Genomic DNA, 20,791 nt, shown 5'->3' with positions numbered 1-20,791 from the left:
TTTTGGAACCCGGAGGCAGCGTATGGTAACGCTCTCGCGTCTTTTTATTCATCCCGTTAAATCCATGCGCGGCATGGGCCTGACCCACGCCTTTGCCGATATCAGCGGCCTGGCCTTCGATCGCCTGTTTATGGTCACCGAAACCGACGGCACCTTTATTACCGCCCGTCAGTTTCCGCAAATGGTGAAATTTATTCCGGCGCCGCTGCATGATGGCCTTCACCTGACCGCACCGGACGGCAGCAGCGCCGTGGTGCGTTTTAACGATTTCGCCCCTCAGGCCGAGCCGACAGAAGTCTGGGGCAACCATTTTACCGCCCTTATCGCGCCCGCCGCCGTTAATCAGTGGCTCAGCGGCTTTTTCAATCGCGATGTCCAGCTGCGCTGGCTGGGGCCACAGTTAACCCGCCGGGTGAAGCGCCACGATGCGATACCGCTCTCCTTCGCCGACGGCTACCCTTACCTGCTGGCTAACGAGGCCTCGCTGCGCGACCTGCAGCAGCGCTGCCCGGCAAGCGTAAGCATAGAACAGTTTCGGCCTAATCTCGTGGTCACCGGCGCGGCGGCCTGGGATGAAGACAGCTGGAAAGTGATCCGCGTCGGCGAGGTGGTATTTGACGTCGCCAAGCCGTGCAGCCGCTGCATTTTTACCACCGTCAGTCCGGAGCGCGGGCAGAAACATCCCAGCGGAGAGCCGCTGGAAACCTTAAAGCGCTTCCGCACCGCGCAGGATAATGGCGATGTCGACTTTGGTCAGAACCTGATTGCCCGTAACAGCGGCGTGATCCGGGTGGGGGATGAAGTGGAAATCCTCGCCCGCGGCCCGGCGAAAGCCTACGGCGCCGGCGAAAGCGACGATACCCCGGCTCCCGAGGCGCAGCAGCAGACCACGGTTGCCATTGAATGGCAGGGTCAACAATTTACCGGCAATAACCAGCAGGTGCTGCTGGAACAACTGGAGCAACAGGGCATTCGCGTACCCTACTCGTGTCGGGCGGGGATCTGCGGCAGCTGCCGCATCCGTCTTGAAGAAGGGGAAGTGAGTCCGTTAAAGAAAAATGCGGTCGCCGGAGATGGCACCATTCTCGCCTGCAGCTGCGTGCCGAAAACGGCCCTGCGCCTGGCGCCTTAAACCGCCTGCCCCAGGCTGTAGCTGACCGCGCTTTGCGCCGGCTGCAGCCTGTCGTTCATGATTTTAATCACATCGCCCAGCTGCATAACGCGGCCGGCAAGCGTGAGACCCGGCTGGGCCAGCAGACAAAGCGCGGCGTTATCGCCCGGCTCCACCACCAGCAAATTGACCTGCTCCCCGGTATCGCTCAGCCAGACGCAGGCCGCGTCGCCGCCGCTCGGCTGCCAGTGATGGGGATGGGCGACGAAGTGCCAGCTTTTCGGCATCTGCGGTTTGAGAAAACGGATCGCGGTTAATGCGTTGAGGACTAATTCCGCCCGCTGCTCTTTCGACAACTCGAAATCGCGGCATTTTTCTTCAAAGGAGAAATAGAGCGCGGCGTCATCGACGCAGAATCCCGATGGGGCAAAAGCGTCCGGGGTCAGCATGCGCCGGGCGAAGCGCGAGCGAAATAACATGCCATTGGCCAGATCGAGCATCATGCGGTCGTGCTCTTCATCGTAATACCAACGCCAGTTATCGTCAGGTTTAATCCGCATTTTTCCCCCTGTCCCCTTTCATACGCCTCTGCAAAGTTGTTGCGACTTGCCGCAGAATATTTTCTAAAATTAAGAAAAGTCTAAAATGTTTAAATAAGCAACAGTGAGGGAATATAAAACAACCAGGGCCGGAAATAAAGCCCTGGGTGGGATTCAGAGGAGGAAAAGATTAGATGTGGGTAACAATTTCTTTAATCAGCGGCGGACCTTTAAAAATAAATCCGGAATAGATCTGCACCAGCGATGCTCCGGCGGCCATTTTTTCCCGCGCGGCAATCACGGAATCAATACCGCCCACGCCAATGATAGGCAAGCGGCCATTGAGCTCAGCGGAAAGCATACGGATAATTTCGGTACTTTTTAATTGTAATGGACGACCGCTAAGTCCGCCGGTCTCATCGCAATGTTTCATTCCCTGAACCAGAGAACGATCGAGGGTGGTATTGGTGGCAATCACGCCATCAATATTATGACGCACGAGGCTATCGGCAACCTGGATCAATTCCTCAGGCAAAAGATCCGGCGCGATCTTCACGGCGACCGGAACATATTTTTGATGCTTCTGCTGCAGCTCAAGCTGCTTATTTTTAATACCGGAGAGTAAATCATCGAGCGCTTCGCCGTATTGCAGCGTGCGCAGCCCCGGGGTATTCGGCGAGGAGATATTAATGGCGATATAGCCGGCGTAGGGATAGACTTTTTCCATACAAATCAGGTAATCATCTTTCCCGTGCTCAACCGGCGTGTCTTTATTTTTGCCGATATTGATGCCCAGCACGCCGTCAAAATGCGCCTTCTTCACGTTCTCAACCAGGTTATCGACGCCATGGTTATTAAAGCCCATGCGGTTGATCAACCCCTCTGCATCCACCAGACGGAAGATCCTTGGCTTATCGTTGCCCGGCTGCGGACGCGGCGTCACGGTGCCGATCTCAATGGATCCAAAACCCATCGCGCCCAGCGCGTCAATGCATTCCCCGTTTTTATCCAGCCCGGCCGCCAGACCCAGCGGGTTTTTAAAGGTCAGCCCCATGCAGGTGACAGGCCTGGCCGGCACCTTCTGGCGAACCAGTATTTCCAGCGGCGTCCCGGTGACACGGCGTAATTGTTGAAAGGTAACTTCATGAGCGCGCTCAGGATCGAGCTGAAAAAGGGCTTTACGAACGAAGGGGTAGTACATGAACTCTCCTGGATTCCCGGTGTGCAAACCGGGGGCGTATTATGTGCGATCTGTTGCGGAAAGGGAATTGACCTGCGACAAAAAATCCCCCATCAGCGCAAACGATTACCTCCCCGCGCGCCGTTATGCGCTTTTCGGCTATCTAACGGTGGATAAATCATTTAGGGAAAGAATGGCCCTCTGTCACACTCACTACAAATGTTATCAATTATAGATAAATGCAAACATTTAGTTATAAGGAGAGAGAGATGCGCGTCATTACGCTTGCGGGCAGCCCGCGTTACCCTTCCCGTTCCAGCGCCCTGCTGGAATACGCCAGAGAGACGCTCGCCGCCGCCGATATCGAAGTCTGCCACTGGCATCTGCAGAACTTTGCCCCGGAAGACCTCCTGTACGCTCGCTTTGACAACCCGGCGCTGCAGACGCTCAATGAGCAGCTGGCCGGGGCTGACGGACTGATCATCGCCACGCCGGTGTATAAAGCCTCGTTTTCCGGCGCCCTGAAAACGCTGCTCGACCTGCTTCCTGAGCGGGCGCTGGAGGGCAAAATCGTGCTGCCGCTGGCCACCGGCGGCACCATCGCCCACATGCTGGCGGTGGACTACGCCCTGAAGCCGGTGCTGAATGCCCTCAAGGCTCAGGAGATCCTCCATGGCGTCTTCGCCGACGACAGCCAGGTGACCGATTACCAGCACAAGCCGCAGTTCACCCCGAACCTGCAGCGGCGCCTCGATGAAGCCCTGGAGACCTTCTGGCAGGCGCTGCATCGCCCCAGCAGCCGCGCCCCATCGTTAACGTCTCTGCGTGGGGTGGAACATGCTTAATCCTCTCCGCGCTCTGACCCTCGGCGGGCTGCTGCTGTTCTCCGCCCTGGGCCATGCCGCCCCGGCGGCGCCTGACGCCCTGCGCATCGGCTATCAGAAAGGCAGCGTCAGCATGGTGCTGGCGAAAAGCCATCAGCTGCTGGAGCAGCGCTACCCGCAAACCCATATTTCGTGGATTGAATTCCCGGCCGGTCCGCAGATGCTGGAGGCGCTGAACGTCGGCAGCATCGATATTGGCAGCACTGGCGACATTCCGCCTATCTTTGCGCAGGCGGCCGGCGCCGATCTGGTGTATATCGGTTCGGAACCGCCAAAGCCCAAAGCGGAAGTGATTCTGGTGGCGCAGGGCAGCCCGATTCATAACGTGGCTGAGCTAAAAGGGAAAAAGGTCGCTTTTCAGAAAGGCTCCAGCTCCCACAATCTGCTGCTGCGCGCCCTGCAGCTCGCAGGTTTGAAGTTTAGCGACATTCAGCCGGTCTATCTCGCCCCCGCCGATGCGCGCGCCGCCTTCCAGCAGGGCAATGTCGACGCCTGGGCGATCTGGGATCCGTATTACTCCGCCGCGCTGCTGCAGGGCGGCGCCCGGGTGCTGACCGACGGAACCGACCTGAAACAGACGGGATCCTTCTATCTCGCTTCCCGCCCTTACGCTGAACGCAATGGCGCCTTTATTGAGGGCGTACTCGATACCTTTACCCAGGCCGATGCCCTGACCCATAGCCAGCGTGCGCAAAGCATTACGCTGCTGGCAAAAACGATGGGATTACCGGAAGCGGTGATCGCCAGCTACCTGGACCATCGTCCCCCCACCTCGGTTACCCCGGTGAGCGCTGAAACCGCCGCTCGCCAGCAGCAGACGGCCGACCTGTTCTATGAGAACAAGCTGGTGCCGAAAAAAGTTGATATCCGGGCCCGCATCTGGCAGCCCGCCGCCGCACAAGGAGCGAAATCATGAGTCTGAATATGTTCTGGTTTTTACCGACCCATGGTGATGGTCGTTATCTGGGTACCGAAGAGGGAGCCCGTCCGGTCGATTACGGCTATCTGCAGCAAATCGCGCAGACGGCGGATCGGCTGGGATTCACCGGCGTACTGATCCCGACCGGGCGCTCATGTGAAGATGCCTGGCTGGTTGCGGCCTCGATGATCCCGGTAACGCAGCGGCTGAAATTTCTTGTCGCCCTGAGGCCAAGCGTGGTGTCGCCGACGGTGGCCGCGCGCCAGGCGGCGACCCTGGACCGACTGTCGAACGGCCGGGCGCTGTTCAATCTGGTCACCGGCAGCGATCCCGCCGAGCTGGCAGGCGACGGTGTCTTCCTCGACCACACCGAGCGCTATGAGGCCTCGGCTGAATTTACCCATATCTGGCGCAAGCTGATGGAGGGGGAGACTGTCACCTTTAACGGCAAGCATCAGCGCGTTCGCGACGCCAAACTGCTGTTCCCGCCGCTCCAGCAGCCGCGTCCGCCGCTCTATTTCGGCGGATCGTCTGAGGTAGCGCAGGATCTGGCCGCTGAGCAGGTCGATCTCTATCTTACCTGGGGCGAACCGCCGGCCCAGGTGGCAGAGAAGATAGCTCAGGTGCGGGAGAAAGCCGCCCGGCACGGTCGCCGGGTGCGTTTTGGCATCCGCCTGCACGTGATCGTGCGGGAAACCAATGAGGAAGCCTGGCAAGCGGCGGACAGCCTTATCTCCCATCTGGATGATGAGACTATCGCCCGCGCCCAGGCGGCCTTCGCCAGAACCGACTCCGTCGGCCAGCAGCGGATGGCGGCGCTGCACAACGGTCGACGCGATAAGCTGGAAATCAGCCCCAACCTGTGGGCTGGCGTCGGTTTGGCGCGCGGCGGCGCCGGAACCGCGTTGGTGGGCGATGCCGCTACCGTTGCCGAACGGATCAATGAATACGCCGCGCTGGGTATCGATAGCTTTATCTTCTCCGGCTATCCGCATCTGGAAGAGGCGTATCGGGTCGGCGAGCTGCTGTTCCCGCTGCTCGACGTCGCGGTGCCATCTGTTCCGCAGCCGCACAACCTGCGTCTGCAGGGGGAAGCCGTCGCCAACGAGTTTATCCCGCGTAAAGTGGCGCAGAGCTGAGGAGGCACTGATGGCAAAATCAACCCATCCCCTGTTATTACGCCTCGCCCCCTGGCTGCTGCCGGTGGGAACGGTCATTGTCTGGCAGCTGGCGTCGTCCGTCGGCTGGCTGTCGACGCGGGTGCTGCCCTCGCCGGAGGGCGTTTTGAAAGCGTTCTGGACGCTCTCGGCCAGCGGTGAGCTGTGGCAGCATCTGGCCATTAGCTCGTGGCGGGCGCTGGTCGGCTTCGCCATCGGCGGCTCCATTGGACTGGTGCTCGGCCTGATCAGCGGTCTGTCACGCTGGGGCGAGCGCCTGCTGGACACGTCGATCCAGATGCTGCGCAATGTGCCGCACTTGGCGCTGATCCCACTGGTGATCTTGTGGTTCGGCATCGATGAGACCGCCAAGATCTTCCTCGTATCGCTGGGCACCCTGTTCCCGATCTATATCAATACCTGGCACGGGATCCGCAATATCGACCGTGGGCTGGTGGAGATGGCGCGCAGCTATGGTTTATCCGGCTTTGCTCTTTTCCGTCACGTGATTTTACCCGGCGCCCTGCCCTCGATTATGGTCGGCGTGCGTTTTGCCCTCGGTCTGATGTGGCTGACGCTTATTGTCGCCGAAACCATCTCGGCGAACGCCGGTATCGGCTACCTGGCGATGAATGCGCGTGAATTTCTGCAAACCGACGTGGTGGTGGTCGCCATCATTCTTTACGCCATTCTTGGCAAACTGGCCGACGTCAGCGCCCAGCTGCTGGAGCGGCTCTGGCTGCGCTGGAACCCGGCGTATCATCTTCAGGAGGCTAACGCATGAACACTGCCCGTCTGAACCCAGGTATCCCGCTGCTGCTGAACGGGGTGACTAAACGCTATGGCGACAACACCATTCTTAACGAGCTGGATCTGCATATCCCCAGCGGCCAGTTTGTGGCGGTGGTGGGCCGCAGCGGCGGCGGAAAAAGCACCCTGCTGCGCCTGCTGGCGGGCCTGGAAAAGCCGAATGCCGGCGAGCTGCTGGCAGGCGCGACGCCGCTGGCGGCGATCCAGGACGACACCCGGATGATGTTTCAGGATGCGCGCCTGCTGCCGTGGAAAACGGTGATTGATAACGTGGGGCTGGGGTTAAAAGGCGCCTGGCGCGACGCCGCCCTGCAGGCGTTGGCCAGCGTCGGACTCGAGAGCCGCGCGCAGGAGTGGCCGGCGGCGCTGTCGGGCGGGCAGAAGCAGCGCGTTGCGCTGGCCCGCGCACTGATCCATCGCCCGCGCCTGCTGCTGCTGGACGAGCCGCTGGGGGCGCTGGACGCCCTCACCCGTCTGGAGATGCAGGAGCTGATCGTCTCCCTGTGGCAGGAGCATGGCTTTACGGTCCTGCTGGTGACCCACGACGTCAGCGAAGCCGTGGCGATGGCCGACCGGGTGCTGTTGATTGAAGAGAAGAAGATCGGTCTCGATTTGAACGTGGATATTCCGCGACCGCGGCGCACCGGTTCGGCGAAGCTGGCCGAGCTGGAGGCGGAGGTGCTGGATCGGGTGATGAAACGCGGCAAGAGCGAGAGCGCACCGCGTTTGTTTAGTCATGGCTAACTAACGTCCCCGGCCCGCGCTTCGCTCGGCCGGGCTACCAAATCGCACAGCGCTGTAGCCCCGGTAAGCGAGAGCGCAACCGGGGATTTTGCCACCGTTACGCCAGCGCCTTACTGATTTTCTCGTACAGATCGCCGGAGAGATCCTTCAGCCCCTTCAGTTGCTCCAGCGCGGCGCGCATCAGCGCCTGGCGTTTCTCATCATAACGCTTCAGACGAATCAACGGCTCAATCAGTCGCGATGCGACCTGCGGGTTGCGCTGGTTAAGCTCGGTCAGCATCTCCACCAGGAACTGGTAGCCGCTACCGTCTTCAGCATGGAACGCCGCCGGGTTGCTGCTGGCGAAAGCGCCGATGAGCGACCGCACGCGGTTCGGGTTGCTCATGCTGAACGAACGATGGTTCAGCAGACCGCGTACCGTTTCGACCACATTGGCCGCCGGACTGGTGGACTGCAGGATAAACCACTTGTCCATCACCAGGCCGTCCTGATGCCATTTGTCGTCATACTCCTGCATCAGCGCATCGCGGCACGGCAGCTCAGCGGCAACCGCCGCCGACAGCGCGGCCAGCGCGTCGGTCATGTTATCCGCCTGGTGATACTGCGCCGCCACCAGCTTATCGCCCAGCGTCGGCTCTGCGAACGCCAGATAGCGCAGGCAGGTATTGCGCAGGGCTCGCTTACCGATATCGGCGTGCTCCACCCGGTAGCTGTCGAGCTTATTGGCGTTATATACCGCGAGGAATTCGTCCGCCAGCTCGTTCGCCAGGGTGCGGGTGAGCGCCTCGCGCACGGTGGCGATGGCGATAGGATCGATAATGGCGAACATCTCGGCGATTTCGTTGGCCGACGGCAGGGTTAAGATCTCGGCGGCCAGCGCCGGGTCAATCTTCTCGTCGAGCAGAATCGCGCGGAAGGCGTCCGCCACGTGCACCGGCAGCGACAGCGGCTGTCCCTGCTGATGACGGTTGACGTTCAGCTTGATGTAGGTCGCCAGCAGACTCTGCGCCGCATCCCAGCGCGAGAAATCATTCCGCGCATGGCGCATCAGGAAGGTCAGCTGCTGATCGCTCCACTTGTATTCCAGTTTCACTGGTGCTGAAAACTCGCACAGCAGGGCCGGGACCGGCTGGAAATAGACATTATCAAAGACGAAGGTCTGCTCAGCCTGAGTCACATTAAGCACCGGGTGCAGCGGATGACCGCCCTTCTGCAGGGGGATCACCTTACCTTCGTTATCGTACAGCTCGATGGCAAACGGAATATGCAGCGGCTGTTTCTCAGCCTGCTCGGCGGTCGGCGGCGTGCGCTGGCTGATGGTCAGCGTATACTGCTCGGTTTCCGGGTTATAGTCGTCGTGGACGGTCACAATCGGCGTGCCGGACTGGCTGTACCAGCGGCGGAAGTGCGACAGGTCGACGTTAGAAGCATCTTCCATCGCCTGGACGAAATCGTCGCAGGTGGCGGCGCTGCCGTCATGACGTTCGAAATATAGCTGCATCCCTTTCTGGAAGTTTTCTTCACCCAGCAGCGTGTGCAGCATGCGGATCACTTCGGCACCCTTTTCATAGACCGTCAGGGTATAGAAGTTATTCATCTCGATAACCCTATCCGGGCGGATCGGGTGCGCCATCGGGCTGGCGTCTTCGGCAAACTGCAGCCCGCGCATGGTGCGCACGTTGTTAATGCGGTTCACCGCCCGCGAGCCGAGGTCGGAACTGAACTCCTGATCGCGGAACACGGTCAGCCCCTCTTTCAGGCTGAGCTGGAACCAGTCGCGACAGGTGACGCGGTTGCCGGTCCAGTTATGGAAATACTCATGCCCAATCACCCGCTCGATATCGAGATAGTCTTTATCGGTGGCAGTGTCGGTGCGGGCCAGGACATATTTGGAGTTAAAGACGTTCAGCCCTTTGTTTTCCATCGCTCCCATATTGAAGAAGTCGACGGCGACAATCATATAGATGTCGAGGTCGTACTCGAGGCCAAAGCGCTCCTCATCCCATTTCATGGAGTTTTTCAGCGAGGTCATCGCCCACGGCGCGCGGTCGAGGTTACCGCGATCGACGTACAATTCCAGCGCCACTTCACGCCCGGAGCGGGTGGTAAAAGTGTCGCGCAGGACGTCGAAATCACCGGCCACCAGCGCAAACAGGTAGCACGGCTTCGGGAAGGGATCCTGCCACTGTACCCAGTGACGACCGTTCTCCAGTTCCCCTTCCGCCATCCGGTTGCCGTTGGAGAGCAGGAACGGATATTTGGCTTTATCGGCGATAATTTTGGTGGTAAAGCGCGCCAGCACATCCGGACGGTCCTGGTACCAGGTGATATGGCGGAAACCTTCCGCTTCACACTGGGTGCACAGCGCTTCGCCTGACTGATACAGGCCTTCCAGCGCGGTGTTCGCCGCCGGGCTGATCTCATTGACGATGGTCAGGGTGAAATGCTCCGGCAGGCCGCCGATCACCAGCTGATTGTTTTCTTCTTTATAGTCGCTCCACGGCTGGCCGTTCACCTGCAGAGCAATCAGGGTCAGATCTTCGCCGTCCAGGCGCAATGGCACATCAGACGCAGCCGCATGGCGGGAGACCTTGCTCTCGGCCGTAACAACGGTTTTTGCGGCATCCAGGTCAAAGGTCAAATCGATATCGCTAATCAGATACTCCGGCGCACGATAGTCGTGGCGGTATTTGGCTTGGGGCTGTTGTGTCATAAAAAACCTTTAGCATCTTCGGTAAAGTGTCGTCCCAGTCTATTCCTGTTGTGTCAATCGCGCTATGCAGAATCTTCATCTTTTCAACGTGAAACACGAAAATCGCTACATTTTGTTAACACTCGCGGCACGAATTGCCCTCGACCCGACGCAAAGCTTGTGGTGTGATCCATGTTCAATATATTAAACTAGGCCTCGCAAATGACCGTCAGCGTCGCCATCGCTCGCCATCGCGGGACAGAGCCGGGTAATAAAGGTATACTCCGCCTCCTTTTTCCGCGTTGGTTTCGATGGAACGCTCCAGTGAGAGGATGCTACTGCGCACCATGACACAATTCACTTCTCCTGTACTGCATTCGCTGCTTGATACGGATGCCTACAAGCTGCACATGCAGCAGGCTGTCTTCCACCGCTACGGCGATGTACATGTGGCGGCGGAGTTTCGCTGCCGTGGAGACGACCTGCTCGGCATTTATGCCGACGCGATCCGCGAGCAGGTGGAGTCCATGCGCGATCTGAGGCTGCGGGATGATGAATATCGCTGGCTGTCCACCCTTCCCTTTTTTCGCCAGGATTACCTCGACTGGCTGCGCGATTTTCGCTATGACCCGCGCCAGGTCACGGTCGCCAATGACAACGGCAAGCTGAACATTCGCCTCACTGGTCCGTGGCGGGAAGCCATCATGTGGGAAGTCCCCCTGCTGGCGGTGATAAGCGAGCTGGTCCATCGCTACCGTTCACCCGAGATGGGCGTTGAACAAGCGCTAAACGCGCTGGAGCATAAGCTAGGCGACTTCGCCACCATGACCGCTGACCTCGATATGAGCGCCTTCCGCCTGATGGATTTCGGCACCCGCCGTCGTTTTTCACGCGATGTACAGGAAGCCATTGTGCAACGCCTGCAGCAGGAGCCCTGGTTTGTCGGCACCAGCAACTACGATCTGGCGCGCCGTCTGAACTTAACCCCGATGGGCACCCAGGCCCATGAGTGGTTCCAGGCCCACCAGCAGATCAGCCCGAACCTGGCCAGCAGCCAGCGGGCGGCCCTCGCCGCCTGGCTGGAAGAGTATCCTGACCAGCTGGGCATCGCGCTGACCGACTGCATCACCATGGATGCGTTCCTGCGCGATTTCGGTCCGGAGTTCGCCACCCGCTATCAGGGTTTGCGCCACGACTCCGGCGACCCGGTGGAATGGGGTGAAAAAGCCATCGCCCATTACCAGAAGCTGGGCATCGATCCGCTGAGCAAAGTGCTGGTCTTCTCCGATAATCTCGACCTGGCGAAAGCCGTCGACCTGTATCGCCACTTCGCCTCGCGGGTGAAGCTGAGCTTTGGTATTGGTACCCGTTTAACCTGCGATCTGCCGCAGGTTAAACCGCTCAATATCGTGATTAAGCTGGTGGAATGTAACGGCAAACCGGTGGCGAAACTCTCCGACAGCCCGGGGAAAACCATCTGCCACGATAAGGCCTTCGTCCGTGCCCTGCGCGAGGCGTTTGACCTGCCGCCGATTAAAAAGGCAAGCTAAAAAACATGGCCCGACGGCATTCTGCTATCGGGCCAATCAATATCACTCCTGCGGCAGACGGGTTCTGACGACCTCGGCAAAATACTCCGCGCCAGTTAGCAATATCTCATCATTAAAGTCGTAGCAGGCATTATGCAACGGTGTATTGCCCTGAGCATCTGAACCATCGCCGTTGCCTAAAAAGATGAAACAGCCGGGGATTTTTTGCAGAAAAGCGCCAAAATCCTCCGAAATCATCATCTGTGCGACGTTGCCGTCCACCTTCTCAGCCCCTACCACGTTAATCGCAGCGGTGACCGCCACATCAACGCATTTCTGCCAGTTCACCGTTGGCGCAAATTCATGGGTATAGCTGAACTGGCACCTAGCACCGTGCATCGCGCAAATTGCTTCGCTAATGGTACGCATTCGTTCTTCGAGCAGCATCTGCACCTCCGGTACAAAGCTGCGCGTATCCCCTTTGATTTCAACATGCGTCGGAATCGCATTGCGGATGCCATCGGTGTGCAGTTCAGTACAGGAAATGACCGCTGGCACGTTCGGATCAACATTTCGCGAAACAATTGTCTGCAAAGCCAGGATGATTTCCGCCGCAATTACCAGCGGATCTTTCGCCATATGCGGCCGCGCCGCATGCGCTCCCTGCCCTTGAATACGAATAATAAAGTTATCTTCACTGGCCATAATGCCACCGACTCGCGTGGCGATAGTCCCGGCTTTCATACCCGGCATATTATGCAGACCGTAGATTTCCTCAATGCCAAAGCGTTCAATAACGCCATCGTCCATCATCGCTCTGGCGCCATAGCCAGGCTCCTCAGCAGGCTGAAAAACAAAGATGACCGTGCCGTTAAAATTCTGCCGCTGCAATAGCAACTGCGCCGCGCCCAATGCAATGCAGGTATGACCATCATGCCCGCAGCCGTGCATCCGATCGGCGGTCATGGAGCGGTAAGACCGGTCTCCCTGTTCGGTCAATTGAATGGCATCAATATCGGCACGAATAGCGATAACGCCCTTGCCATCGCCGCATTTCAATCTCCCCACTACCCCGGTTTTGCCAATATCGCGGTGTACCTCAATGCCCATGGCCTCAAGCTTTTCGGCAATAAACCGTGAAGTATTCTGCTCCTCGAAGGCGCTTTCCGGATGGGCATGCAAATAGTGACGCCAGGCGATAAGCTGCTGCTTTAACTGTTGCTGATTCATTCTCTGCTCCTGTAAACATTAGTCCATACGCTGGGCGCGCTGTAAAACCACCTGCAGCAGCACATTGGCGCCAGCAATCAGGTCTTTGGCCGCACTGTGTTCTTTGACGTTGTGACTGATGCCATCAACGCAGGGGACAAAAATCATCCCGGCGGGACATACCGACGCCATAAATTGTGCATCGTGTCCAGCGCCGCTTGGCAAACGTCGGTAACAGAGCGCCTGACGCTCCGCCTCGGCTTCCACCGCATTGACGATCTCATCGGCAAAAATGACCGGTTCAAAGCGCACCAGTGAGCGGCTGGTTATCTCCACGCCCTCTTCCTGCGACGTTTTTGCGACAAATTCTGCCAGTTGCTGCTCCGCCAGACATAAGATCGCATTATCGGTATTGCGAAGATCCACTGACATAACGACATGGTTGGGAATAACGTTGATCAGATTAGGCTTCACGCTGAAATGCCCAACGGTAGCTACCTGATCACCACCAAGGCTTAGCGCCAGCTCACGGGCAAAAACAGCGATTTTCGCAGCCGCCAGCCCGGCATCGCGTCTCATGGACATTGGGGTAGTACCCGCATGATTCGATACGCCTCTCAGGGTAAATTCCTGCCACGAAATACCCTGTACGCCGGTAACAACGCCAATATCAATTTGCTCTTTATCAAGAATCGGTCCCTGTTCGATATGCAGCTCAACGTAGCTATCTACCGCCATATCTCCCGGCTGACGTTCGCCCTTATAACCAATGTTACGCAGCGCTTCATCGAGCGTGATACCGTCGAGATCTTTTGCCGCGAGCGCCTGCGCCAACGGATACTCGCCGGCAAACACCACGCTGCCCATCATATCGGGCTGAAATCGCACCCCCTCCTCGTTAGTAAAGAAGGTTACCGCCAACGGTCGTCGGGGGCGGATCCCGGCATCCTGGAGGGTGGCAATCACCTCAAGGCCGGCCATAACGCCGTAGTTGCCATCGTATAACCCACCGGTAGCGACGGTATCGATATGTGACCCCATCATCACCATCGGCAACGTCTCCTCGCCGTGATAAACACCGGTGACATTACCGATAGCATCAATAGACACACTCAGGCCCAGGGCCTTCATGCGGGCTACAACAAAGTCCCTGCCGGCTTTATCTTCGGCCGTCGCTGCCAGGCGGCATACGCCGCCGCCTTCCAGCGCACCATATTCGCCAAGCGCATACAGGGAATCGATAAGCCGTTGGCCGTTAATCTGCAGAAAATGACTCATAAAACATCTCGCTAGTGATGGTGGTTATTGGAACATGCCGTAAAAAATGGCAGAGACGGTGATAAGCCCGATCAGGGTGACGAAAACGTTGCTCGCTTTACCGCGCCAGGGGGCAAGCACCGGTAATTTATGAATGGCGTACATAGGCAACAGCAGAAGAATTGCTGCCCCGGTGGGACCGCTGATGCATTCGATAATACCGAGGATACTGGGGTTCTTGTACGCGGCGAACCAGCAGGTAAACACCATAAACACCAGGATGACCGCGTCGACGAGGCGAATGCCAGGTTTTTTCCCGCGTGCGGCGGCGGCCTCCAGAATCAGGTCGCGCAGCGATTCATAGGTGCCGATGTAGTGGCCAAGAAATGATTTAGTAATAGCGACAAAGGCGATAATCGGCGATAGCCAGGCAATAATCGGTGTATCGTACTGATTGGCCAGATAGGACAAAATCGACAGATTCTGGGCTTTGGCTTCCGCCAGTTGCTGCGGCGACAGGCTTAACACGCAGCTGAGAACAAAAAACAGCACCACCACCGTCATGAGCAGGATACCGTAGCGCTGGATCTGCGCGCATTTCCTCTCAGCGAGCGCCAGACCGTAACGCTGCTTCTGGCGCACCACCATCGGCGAAATGATGGGATAGTGGTTAAACGACATCACCAGTACCGGGAAGGTCATCCAGAGGGATAACATGATCCCCTGCCCATCGCCTGTGGCGCTGAAGCTTACGGTTTGCAAAATTGCGCCGTTCCAGTGCGGAATCAGAAAAAGTGCCATAAAAATAAGCGAGATAATAAAGGGATAAACCAGGGTGCTCATCACCCGCATTATCAAACGCTGTCCAAAACGGACGATAAACATCAGCCCGAGGATCAGAACGATGGCCACCAGCGACCGGGGCGGCTCGGCCATTGCCAACTGGTGGGTGATAAAGCTCTGCGCGGTGTTGGTGATTGCCACCGCATACATAATCAGAATGGTATAGACGGCGAAGAAATAGATGACGGTAAACACTTTTCCCGCCAGCGCGCCAAAATGCTCGCCAATAACATCGGTAATACTGCTTTCCGGCGTATTGGAAGAGTAAATGAATCTCGCCAGACCGCGGTGAGCCAGATAAGTAATAGGAAAAGCGAGGACAAAAACAATCAGCAGCGGCCAGAAGCCGCCAATTCCGGCATTAATCGGCAGAAACAGCACCCCGGCGCCAATTGCGGTACCGAAAAGGCCAAGGACCCAAACGGTATCTTCGCTATGCCACTTTGCGGGATCGGAACATCCTTTATTGATAATTATATTTTCAGTATTCATCGGTCAGGTTCTCTCTGTGCATGACGCGAAAGCGCGTATGTTTTCGTTATGAGTCAGAACGCTTGTCACACCGAGGGCTCGTAGGGTAGGTAAGATGGCCCCCTTGTTATTGTCGATAGCGCTCAACCATTACGTCCAAACCAGACGATGTCTTCATAGACATCGGGTGATGTATCTCCTTCCGTGCTGATTAACAGAACCTGTGCATCGGCATTCAGGCGCAGAGATTCGGCAAGCTCGCGATACTCCGGCTGAGTCATCAGCGCGTAAAGCACGCCAGTGCCGATAGCGCCGGATTCCCCGGAGACAAAAGGTTCGTCAGTACCTGGTCGCGGAGCGGCCAGCAGGCGCATGCCATTGGCGGCCAGACAATCGTCGGCGGAAATAAAACAGGTGGCATGGTCGCGGAGCATTGGCCAGCTGGTGATATTAGGTTCACCACAGGCAAGCCCGGCCATCAGGGTTGACATATCCCCGCCGACGCTGTGCGGCAGCCCGTCATTAATGGTTGCCGAGCGATACAGGCAGTTCGCCTTGTGCGGCTCAACGATGATGATGGTGGGAGCCTGCTGCTGCATCTTTTCGATGAAATATCCCATGATGCTGCCGGCAAACGACCCGACACCGGCTTGTAAAAACAGATGCGTCGGCATCGGCGCCCCGCTTTCTACCAATTGCTGCCAGATTTCAACAGCGAGGGTCATATAGCCTTGCATGATCCATGTGGGGATCTGCTCGTAGCCCTGCCAGGCGGTATCCTGGAGTAAAACCCATCCCTGCTCGCGCGCGGTTTTGGCCGCCAGCCGAACTGTGTCGTCGTAGTTCAGTTCAGTAATCGTGCATTCGGCGCCATGCCGGCGAATATTCTGCGCGCGTACCGGTGAAGAGCCCTTTGGCATATACACCACCGCACGCAGCCCAAGCTGCTCAGCCGCCCACGCCACGCCACGTCCATGGTTACCGTCGGTAGCAGTCACAAATACGATGTCCTTGATACGCGCCTTAATCGCTGGTGAATTAAGCTCGGCAAAGCTCAACGTAGTAATATCTCGCTCAAGCAGAGCGGCGAGATATTTCCCCATCGCATAAGATCCGCCTAATCCTTTAAACGCATTCAAACCGAATCGCTGGGCTTCATCTTTTATATGGATCGACCCCAGGCCCAGCCGCTGGCTTAAAAATTCCAGCTTACGCAGCGGCGTGACCCGGTAATCAGGAAATTTTTGATGGAATGCCAGCACTTCGTTCCCCACGTTTTCATTGAGCAGACTCAAGTCTGCTCCCTGGCCATAGGGCTGCCGCCGGGCGTTGAGTTGAAATTTAATTGTGTCCACTATTCAGGCACCTCTATTTTCATATCGTCCTGCGACGATAACGTTATTTGCGACCATTCCGCCTAAACGACGGGTGCACGGATCCGTGCGGCCTGAGACAGGACGGTCGCTTTAAATTGGTTAAGTCAGAGTGTGAGAGGCTTTTTGTCGCGATATGCCGCTTTCCCACTGCCTGTGATGGTACACTGCGCCCGGCGGTTAATTGGCGCAAAGTTGCCCATCGCGCCGCAATTTTCACTCTGTTTTATCATTCTCACGCAACAACGTTGCATTAGTGAGATTGATCACAGGCTTGCAGGACGAGATATATGATGAAACTTGACGCATGGGATAAAAAAATTCTTACGCTCTTGCAGCGTAATAATCGCTTGTCGCAACGGGAGATCGCCGATCGGATCAGCCTGTCTCCTTCGGCAGTCAATCGGCGTATCGCTGCACTTGAGGATGCAGGGGTGATTAAAGGTAGTGTTAGCTTAGTGGACGCCAGTAAAGTGGGAAGACCCATCACCATTATGGTGCAGGTGACCATTGAGAATGAACGTCTCGATCTGCTTGAGGAGGATAAACAGCGTTTCGTAACCTGTCCGCAAGTGCAGCAGGTCTACTATGTCACTGGCGACTTCGATTTTCTGCTCGTGATCAACGTCCGTGATATGGCGGAATACGAAGCGCTAACCCGTGAACTCTTTTTTGCCTCGGGAAATATCAAGTCTTTCCGGACCATCGTGTCGATGCAAAATGCGAAGCAGGAAATGACGGTCATTATCGAGTAAGTCGTGTAAAAGTCGAAATGGGGAGCCAAAGAACGCCCCGGAGGTGTATTTATTTCCGAAATCCACCCTTCCCTGTGCGAAATCTACTTGTCTGATGGAAGATGACAGGTAACATAGATATCCCCCCGCTGTAGGGGGAAGAGACTTTTTTATTGGACTATATAGAGAGATTATTATGAGCGTTGTGCCTGTAGCCGACGTACTCCAGGGCCGCGTTGCCGTTGACAGCGAAGTCACGGTCCGCGGATGGGTGCGTACCCGCCGAGATTCAAAAGCTGGCTTTTCATTCCTCGCCGTCTATGACGGTTCCTGCTTTGATCCTGTACAGGCCGTTATTAATAATTCTCTGCCCAATTACAATCAGGAAGTGCTGCGTCTGACCACCGGTTGCTCGGTGATTGTCACCGGTAAAGTCGTGGCTTCCCAGGGCCAGGGTCAAAGCTTTGAGATCCAGGCGACCAACGTGGAAGTGACCGGCTGGGTGGAAGATCCGGACACCTACCCGATGGCGGCCAAGCGCCACAGCATCGAGTATCTGCGTGAGGTGGCCCACCTGCGTCCGCGCACCAACCTGATCGGCGCGGTTGCCCGCGTGCGTCACACCCTGGCGCAGGCGCTGCATCGCTTCTTTGATGAGCAGGGCTTCTTCTGGGTCTCCACCCCGCTGATTACTGCCTCCGATACCGAAGGCGCCGGCGAAATGTTCCGCGTGTCGACGCTGGATCTGGAAAACCTGCCGCGTAACGATCAGGGCAAAGTCGATTTCGACAAAGACTTCTTCGGTAAAGAGTCGTTCCTGACCGTTTCCGGCCAGCTGAACGGCGAGACCTATGCCTGCGCGCTGTCGAAGATTTACACCTTCGGCCCGACCTTCCGTGCGGAAAACTCCAACACCAGCCGCCACCTGGCGGAGTTCTGGATGCTGGAGCCGGAAGTGGCCTTCGCTAACCTGAACGATGTTGCCGGCCTGGCGGAAGCGATGCTCAAGTACGTCTTTAAAGCGGTACTGGAAGAGCGCGCGGACGACATGCAGTTCTTCGCCGAGCGCGTTGATAAAGACGCTATCGACCGTCTGCAGCGCTTTATCACCGCTGATTTTGCGCAGGTGGATTATACCGACGCCGTCACTATTCTGGAAAACTGCGGCAAGCAGTTCGAGAACCCGGTGTACTGGGGCGTGGATCTCTCCTCCGAGCACGAACGTTACCTGGCTGAAGAACACTTCAAAGCGCCGGTGGTAGTGAAAAACTATCCGAAAGATATTAAAGCCTTTTACATGCGCCTTAACGAAGACGGTAAAACCGTCGCGGCAATGGACGTCCTGGCGCCGGGTATTGGCGAGATCATCGGCGGTTCCCAACGTGAAGAGCGCCTCGACGTGCTCGACGCGCGTATGGCCGAGATGGGTCTGAATAAAGAAGACTACTGGTGGTATCGCGACCTGCGCCGCTACGGCACCGTTCCACACTCCGGCTTTGGCCTGGGCTTCGAGCGTCTGATCGCCTACGTGACCGGCGTGCAGAACGTCCGCGATGTCATCCCGTTCCCGCGGACCCCGCGCAACGCGACATTCTAAATTTTTCTGACATAAACCTGAAAGGCCAGCGCAAGCTGGCCTTTTTTTATGTCAATTACTGTTATCAAAATTCAACAAACTTAAACATCAAGGCCTCGGATTCACATTTATGTTACGCACTGTTTCGGTGCATCCGGGTGATGCAGATCGCACTTTATGTTCATAACGGAGCAAACCCTCTGATAAATTTGCTCATTTTTTAACCACACGCCGCACGTCTTGCCAAGACAAAGGCTGAATAAAAAGAAGACGAATTCAACACACAAAATGAGCAAATTTACGCTTATCCAAATTAATCATAAATAATTCATATAGATAGATATGGGAAGGCGATTTACCTCACCATGTGGAACGGAATTTTGATTAAGTTCACAAAGTTCCCATAAATACATATTTAGTTACATGTTTTTTCGTTTTGTTACTCATATAAGATATTAGTAGCATTTTCCGGCTAGCGAAACGTTGTCGCGGATGGAAAGATGCCTTCAGACACCAAACTCTCATCAATGGTTCTGTAAGTTTTTATTGACAGAACTTATTGACGGCAGTGGCACGTGTTCATATAAAAAATATTAATGAGGGTAATAAATAATGATGAAGCGCAATATTCTGGCAGTGGTGATCCCTGCCCTGCTGGTAGCCGGTGCAGCTAACGCTGCAGAAATCTATAACAAAAACGGCAACAAACTGGACTTCTACGGAAAAATGGTCGGCGAGCACGTCTGGACCACCAATGGCAAGACCAGCAGCGACGATACCACCTACGCCCGTATCGGCCTGAAAGGCGAAACCCAGATCAACGATCAGCTGACCGGATACGGTCAGTGGGAATACAACATGGACGCCTCCAACGTTGAAGGTTCCCAGCCGACGAAAACCCGTCTGGCGTTCGCAGGTCTGAAAGCGGGCGAGTATGGTTCATTCGACTACGGCCGTAACTACGGCGCGATCTACGACGTCGAAGCAGCAACCGATATGCTGGTTGAATGGGGTGGCGACGGTTGGAACTACACCGACAACTACATGACCGGCCGTACCAACGGCGTGGCAACCTACCGTAACTCTGACTTCTTCGGTCTGGTTGACGGCCTGAGCTTCGCGCTGCAGTACCAGGGTAAAAACGACCACGACCGTTCTATCAGTAAGCAGAATGGCGACGGCTTCAGCACCGCGGCGACCTACGCGTTCGACAACGGTATCGCGCTCTCCGCAGGTTACGCTAATTCCAACCGCAGCAGCGCGCAGAAAGATGATGGCAATGGTGACAAAGCCGAGGCTTGGGCGACCTCTGCTAAGTATGACGCCAACAACGTCTATGCAGCCGTCATGTACTCCCAGACCTACAATATGACTCCTGAGAGCAACCCGTCTGATGCACCTGCCACCGCTAAAAAGTATTTTGCAGGTAAAACTCAAAACTTTGAAGCGGTTGTACAGTATCAGTTCGACTTCGGCCTGCGTCCGTCCATCGGCTACGTGCAGACCAAAGGTAAAAATCTGCAGGCACGTCCAGGTACTGATTTCGAAGGCGGCGATGCGGATCTGGTTAAATACGTCGAAGTGGGTACCTGGTACTACTTCAACAAGAACATGAACGTTTATGCTGCGTATAAATTCAACCAGCTGAGCGACAACGATTACACCAAAGCAGCTGGCGTAGCGACCGACGACCAGGCGGCCGTGGGTATCGTTTACCAGTTCTAATCTGCAGTACACCCCTTCGTGATATGCCTTCAGAGCAG

General features: G+C 56.5%; 16 protein-coding genes and 1 pseudogene. 10 read left to right on the top strand and 7 right to left on the bottom strand.

The window, feature by feature from the left end; translation table 11 throughout:
- The first annotated feature begins 22 nt into the window (after window positions 1-22).
- A complete protein-coding gene (locus tag K5R89_RS09210; protein ID WP_065812146.1) occupies window positions 23-1,132 on the top strand; it encodes a YcbX family protein in 1,110 nt (369 codons plus the stop codon).
- Here the strand turns inward: K5R89_RS09210 and zapC are convergent.
- Window positions 1,129-1,671, bottom strand: a complete 543-nt coding sequence (gene zapC / locus K5R89_RS09205; protein WP_023289043.1) for a cell division protein ZapC — start codon at window positions 1,669-1,671, stop codon at window positions 1,129-1,131. The genes K5R89_RS09210 and zapC overlap by 4 nt on opposite strands.
- A 169-nt stretch (window positions 1,672-1,840) precedes the next feature.
- Window positions 1,841-2,851 carry a quinone-dependent dihydroorotate dehydrogenase gene (pyrD, locus tag K5R89_RS09200; protein WP_004201417.1) on the bottom strand — a complete coding sequence of 337 codons (1,011 nt, stop codon included), beginning with the start codon at window positions 2,849-2,851 and terminating at the stop codon, window positions 1,841-1,843.
- Between the two features lie 248 nt (window positions 2,852-3,099).
- On the opposite strand from pyrD, the gene ssuE reads away from it, so the two are divergent.
- From ssuE to ssuB, 5 genes and pseudogenes are all read left to right on the top strand, one after another.
- Window positions 3,100-3,675 carry an NADPH-dependent FMN reductase gene (ssuE, locus tag K5R89_RS09195; protein ID WP_050532906.1) on the top strand — a complete coding sequence of 192 codons (576 nt, stop codon included), beginning with the start codon at window positions 3,100-3,102 and terminating at the stop codon, window positions 3,673-3,675.
- Window positions 3,668-4,667: pseudogene (locus tag K5R89_RS09190) on the top strand (sulfonate ABC transporter substrate-binding protein). Before ssuE ends, K5R89_RS09190 begins: the two are co-directional and overlap by 8 nt.
- Window positions 4,627-5,772: an FMNH2-dependent alkanesulfonate monooxygenase gene (gene ssuD, locus K5R89_RS09185; protein ID WP_023289041.1), complete on the top strand. Its 1,146-nt coding sequence runs from the start codon at window positions 4,627-4,629 to the stop codon at window positions 5,770-5,772. The pseudogene K5R89_RS09190 and the gene ssuD overlap by 41 nt, the downstream one beginning before the upstream one ends.
- A gap of 10 nt (window positions 5,773-5,782) precedes the next feature.
- Window positions 5,783-6,574, top strand: a complete 792-nt coding sequence (gene ssuC / locus K5R89_RS09180; protein WP_004201413.1) for an aliphatic sulfonate ABC transporter permease SsuC — start codon at window positions 5,783-5,785, stop codon at window positions 6,572-6,574.
- Window positions 6,571-7,344 (top strand): aliphatic sulfonates ABC transporter ATP-binding protein, encoded by a 774-nt coding sequence (ssuB, locus tag K5R89_RS09175; RefSeq protein WP_023289039.1) that lies wholly within the window; start codon window positions 6,571-6,573, stop codon window positions 7,342-7,344. The genes ssuC and ssuB overlap by 4 nt, the downstream gene beginning before the upstream one ends.
- Window positions 7,345-7,441: 97 nt before the next feature.
- On the opposite strand, the gene pepN is transcribed toward ssuB, so the two are convergent.
- The gene (gene pepN, locus K5R89_RS09170) at window positions 7,442-10,057 is read right to left on the bottom strand and encodes an aminopeptidase N (protein ID WP_087827855.1); all 2,616 of its coding nucleotides are present in this window, start codon (window positions 10,055-10,057) and stop codon (window positions 7,442-7,444) included.
- Between the two features lie 326 nt (window positions 10,058-10,383).
- Between pepN and pncB the strand changes: the two genes are divergently transcribed.
- Entirely contained in the window at window positions 10,384-11,586 is a 1,203-nt protein-coding gene (pncB, locus tag K5R89_RS09165) for a nicotinate phosphoribosyltransferase (protein ID WP_032428717.1), read from the top strand.
- A gap of 42 nt (window positions 11,587-11,628) precedes the next feature.
- Here the strand turns inward: pncB and K5R89_RS09160 are convergent, their stop codons facing one another.
- The 4 genes from K5R89_RS09160 to dpaL form a co-directional block, all read right to left on the bottom strand.
- Window positions 11,629-12,795: a M20 aminoacylase family protein gene (locus K5R89_RS09160; RefSeq protein WP_044521930.1), complete on the bottom strand. Its 1,167-nt coding sequence runs from the start codon at window positions 12,793-12,795 to the stop codon at window positions 11,629-11,631.
- An 18-nt stretch (window positions 12,796-12,813) separates the two neighbouring features.
- A complete protein-coding gene (locus K5R89_RS09155) occupies window positions 12,814-14,052 on the bottom strand; it encodes a Zn-dependent hydrolase (protein ID WP_217259081.1) in 1,239 nt (412 codons plus the stop codon).
- A gap of 24 nt (window positions 14,053-14,076) precedes the next feature.
- Complete coding sequence (locus tag K5R89_RS09150; RefSeq protein WP_217259080.1) at window positions 14,077-15,366, bottom strand: aromatic amino acid transport family protein; 1,290 nt, start codon at window positions 15,364-15,366, stop codon at window positions 14,077-14,079.
- Between the two features lie 122 nt (window positions 15,367-15,488).
- Window positions 15,489-16,700 (bottom strand): diaminopropionate ammonia-lyase, encoded by a 1,212-nt coding sequence (gene dpaL, locus K5R89_RS09145; protein ID WP_072413625.1) that lies wholly within the window; start codon window positions 16,698-16,700, stop codon window positions 15,489-15,491.
- Window positions 16,701-17,011: 311 nt separating this feature from the next.
- On the opposite strand from dpaL, the gene K5R89_RS09140 reads away from it, so the two are divergent.
- From K5R89_RS09140 to K5R89_RS09130, 3 genes are all read left to right on the top strand, one after another.
- Entirely contained in the window at window positions 17,012-17,473 is a 462-nt protein-coding gene (locus K5R89_RS09140) for an Lrp/AsnC family transcriptional regulator (RefSeq protein ID WP_002898209.1), read from the top strand.
- A gap of 175 nt (window positions 17,474-17,648) precedes the next feature.
- Window positions 17,649-19,049, top strand: a complete 1,401-nt coding sequence (gene asnS / locus K5R89_RS09135; RefSeq protein ID WP_017899452.1) for an asparagine--tRNA ligase — start codon at window positions 17,649-17,651, stop codon at window positions 19,047-19,049.
- Window positions 19,050-19,640: 591 nt separating this feature from the next.
- The gene (locus K5R89_RS09130; RefSeq protein WP_049014853.1) at window positions 19,641-20,753 is read left to right on the top strand and encodes a porin; all 1,113 of its coding nucleotides are present in this window, start codon (window positions 19,641-19,643) and stop codon (window positions 20,751-20,753) included.
- Window positions 20,754-20,791 lie beyond the last annotated feature (38 nt).

The organism is Klebsiella sp. TF21-TM (assembly GCF_019753495.1).
Lineage (GTDB): Bacteria > Pseudomonadota > Gammaproteobacteria > Enterobacterales > Enterobacteriaceae > Klebsiella > Klebsiella quasipneumoniae.
The sequence above is the reverse complement of the archived record's forward strand: the minus strand, read 5'-3'. Positions and strand labels throughout refer to the sequence as shown.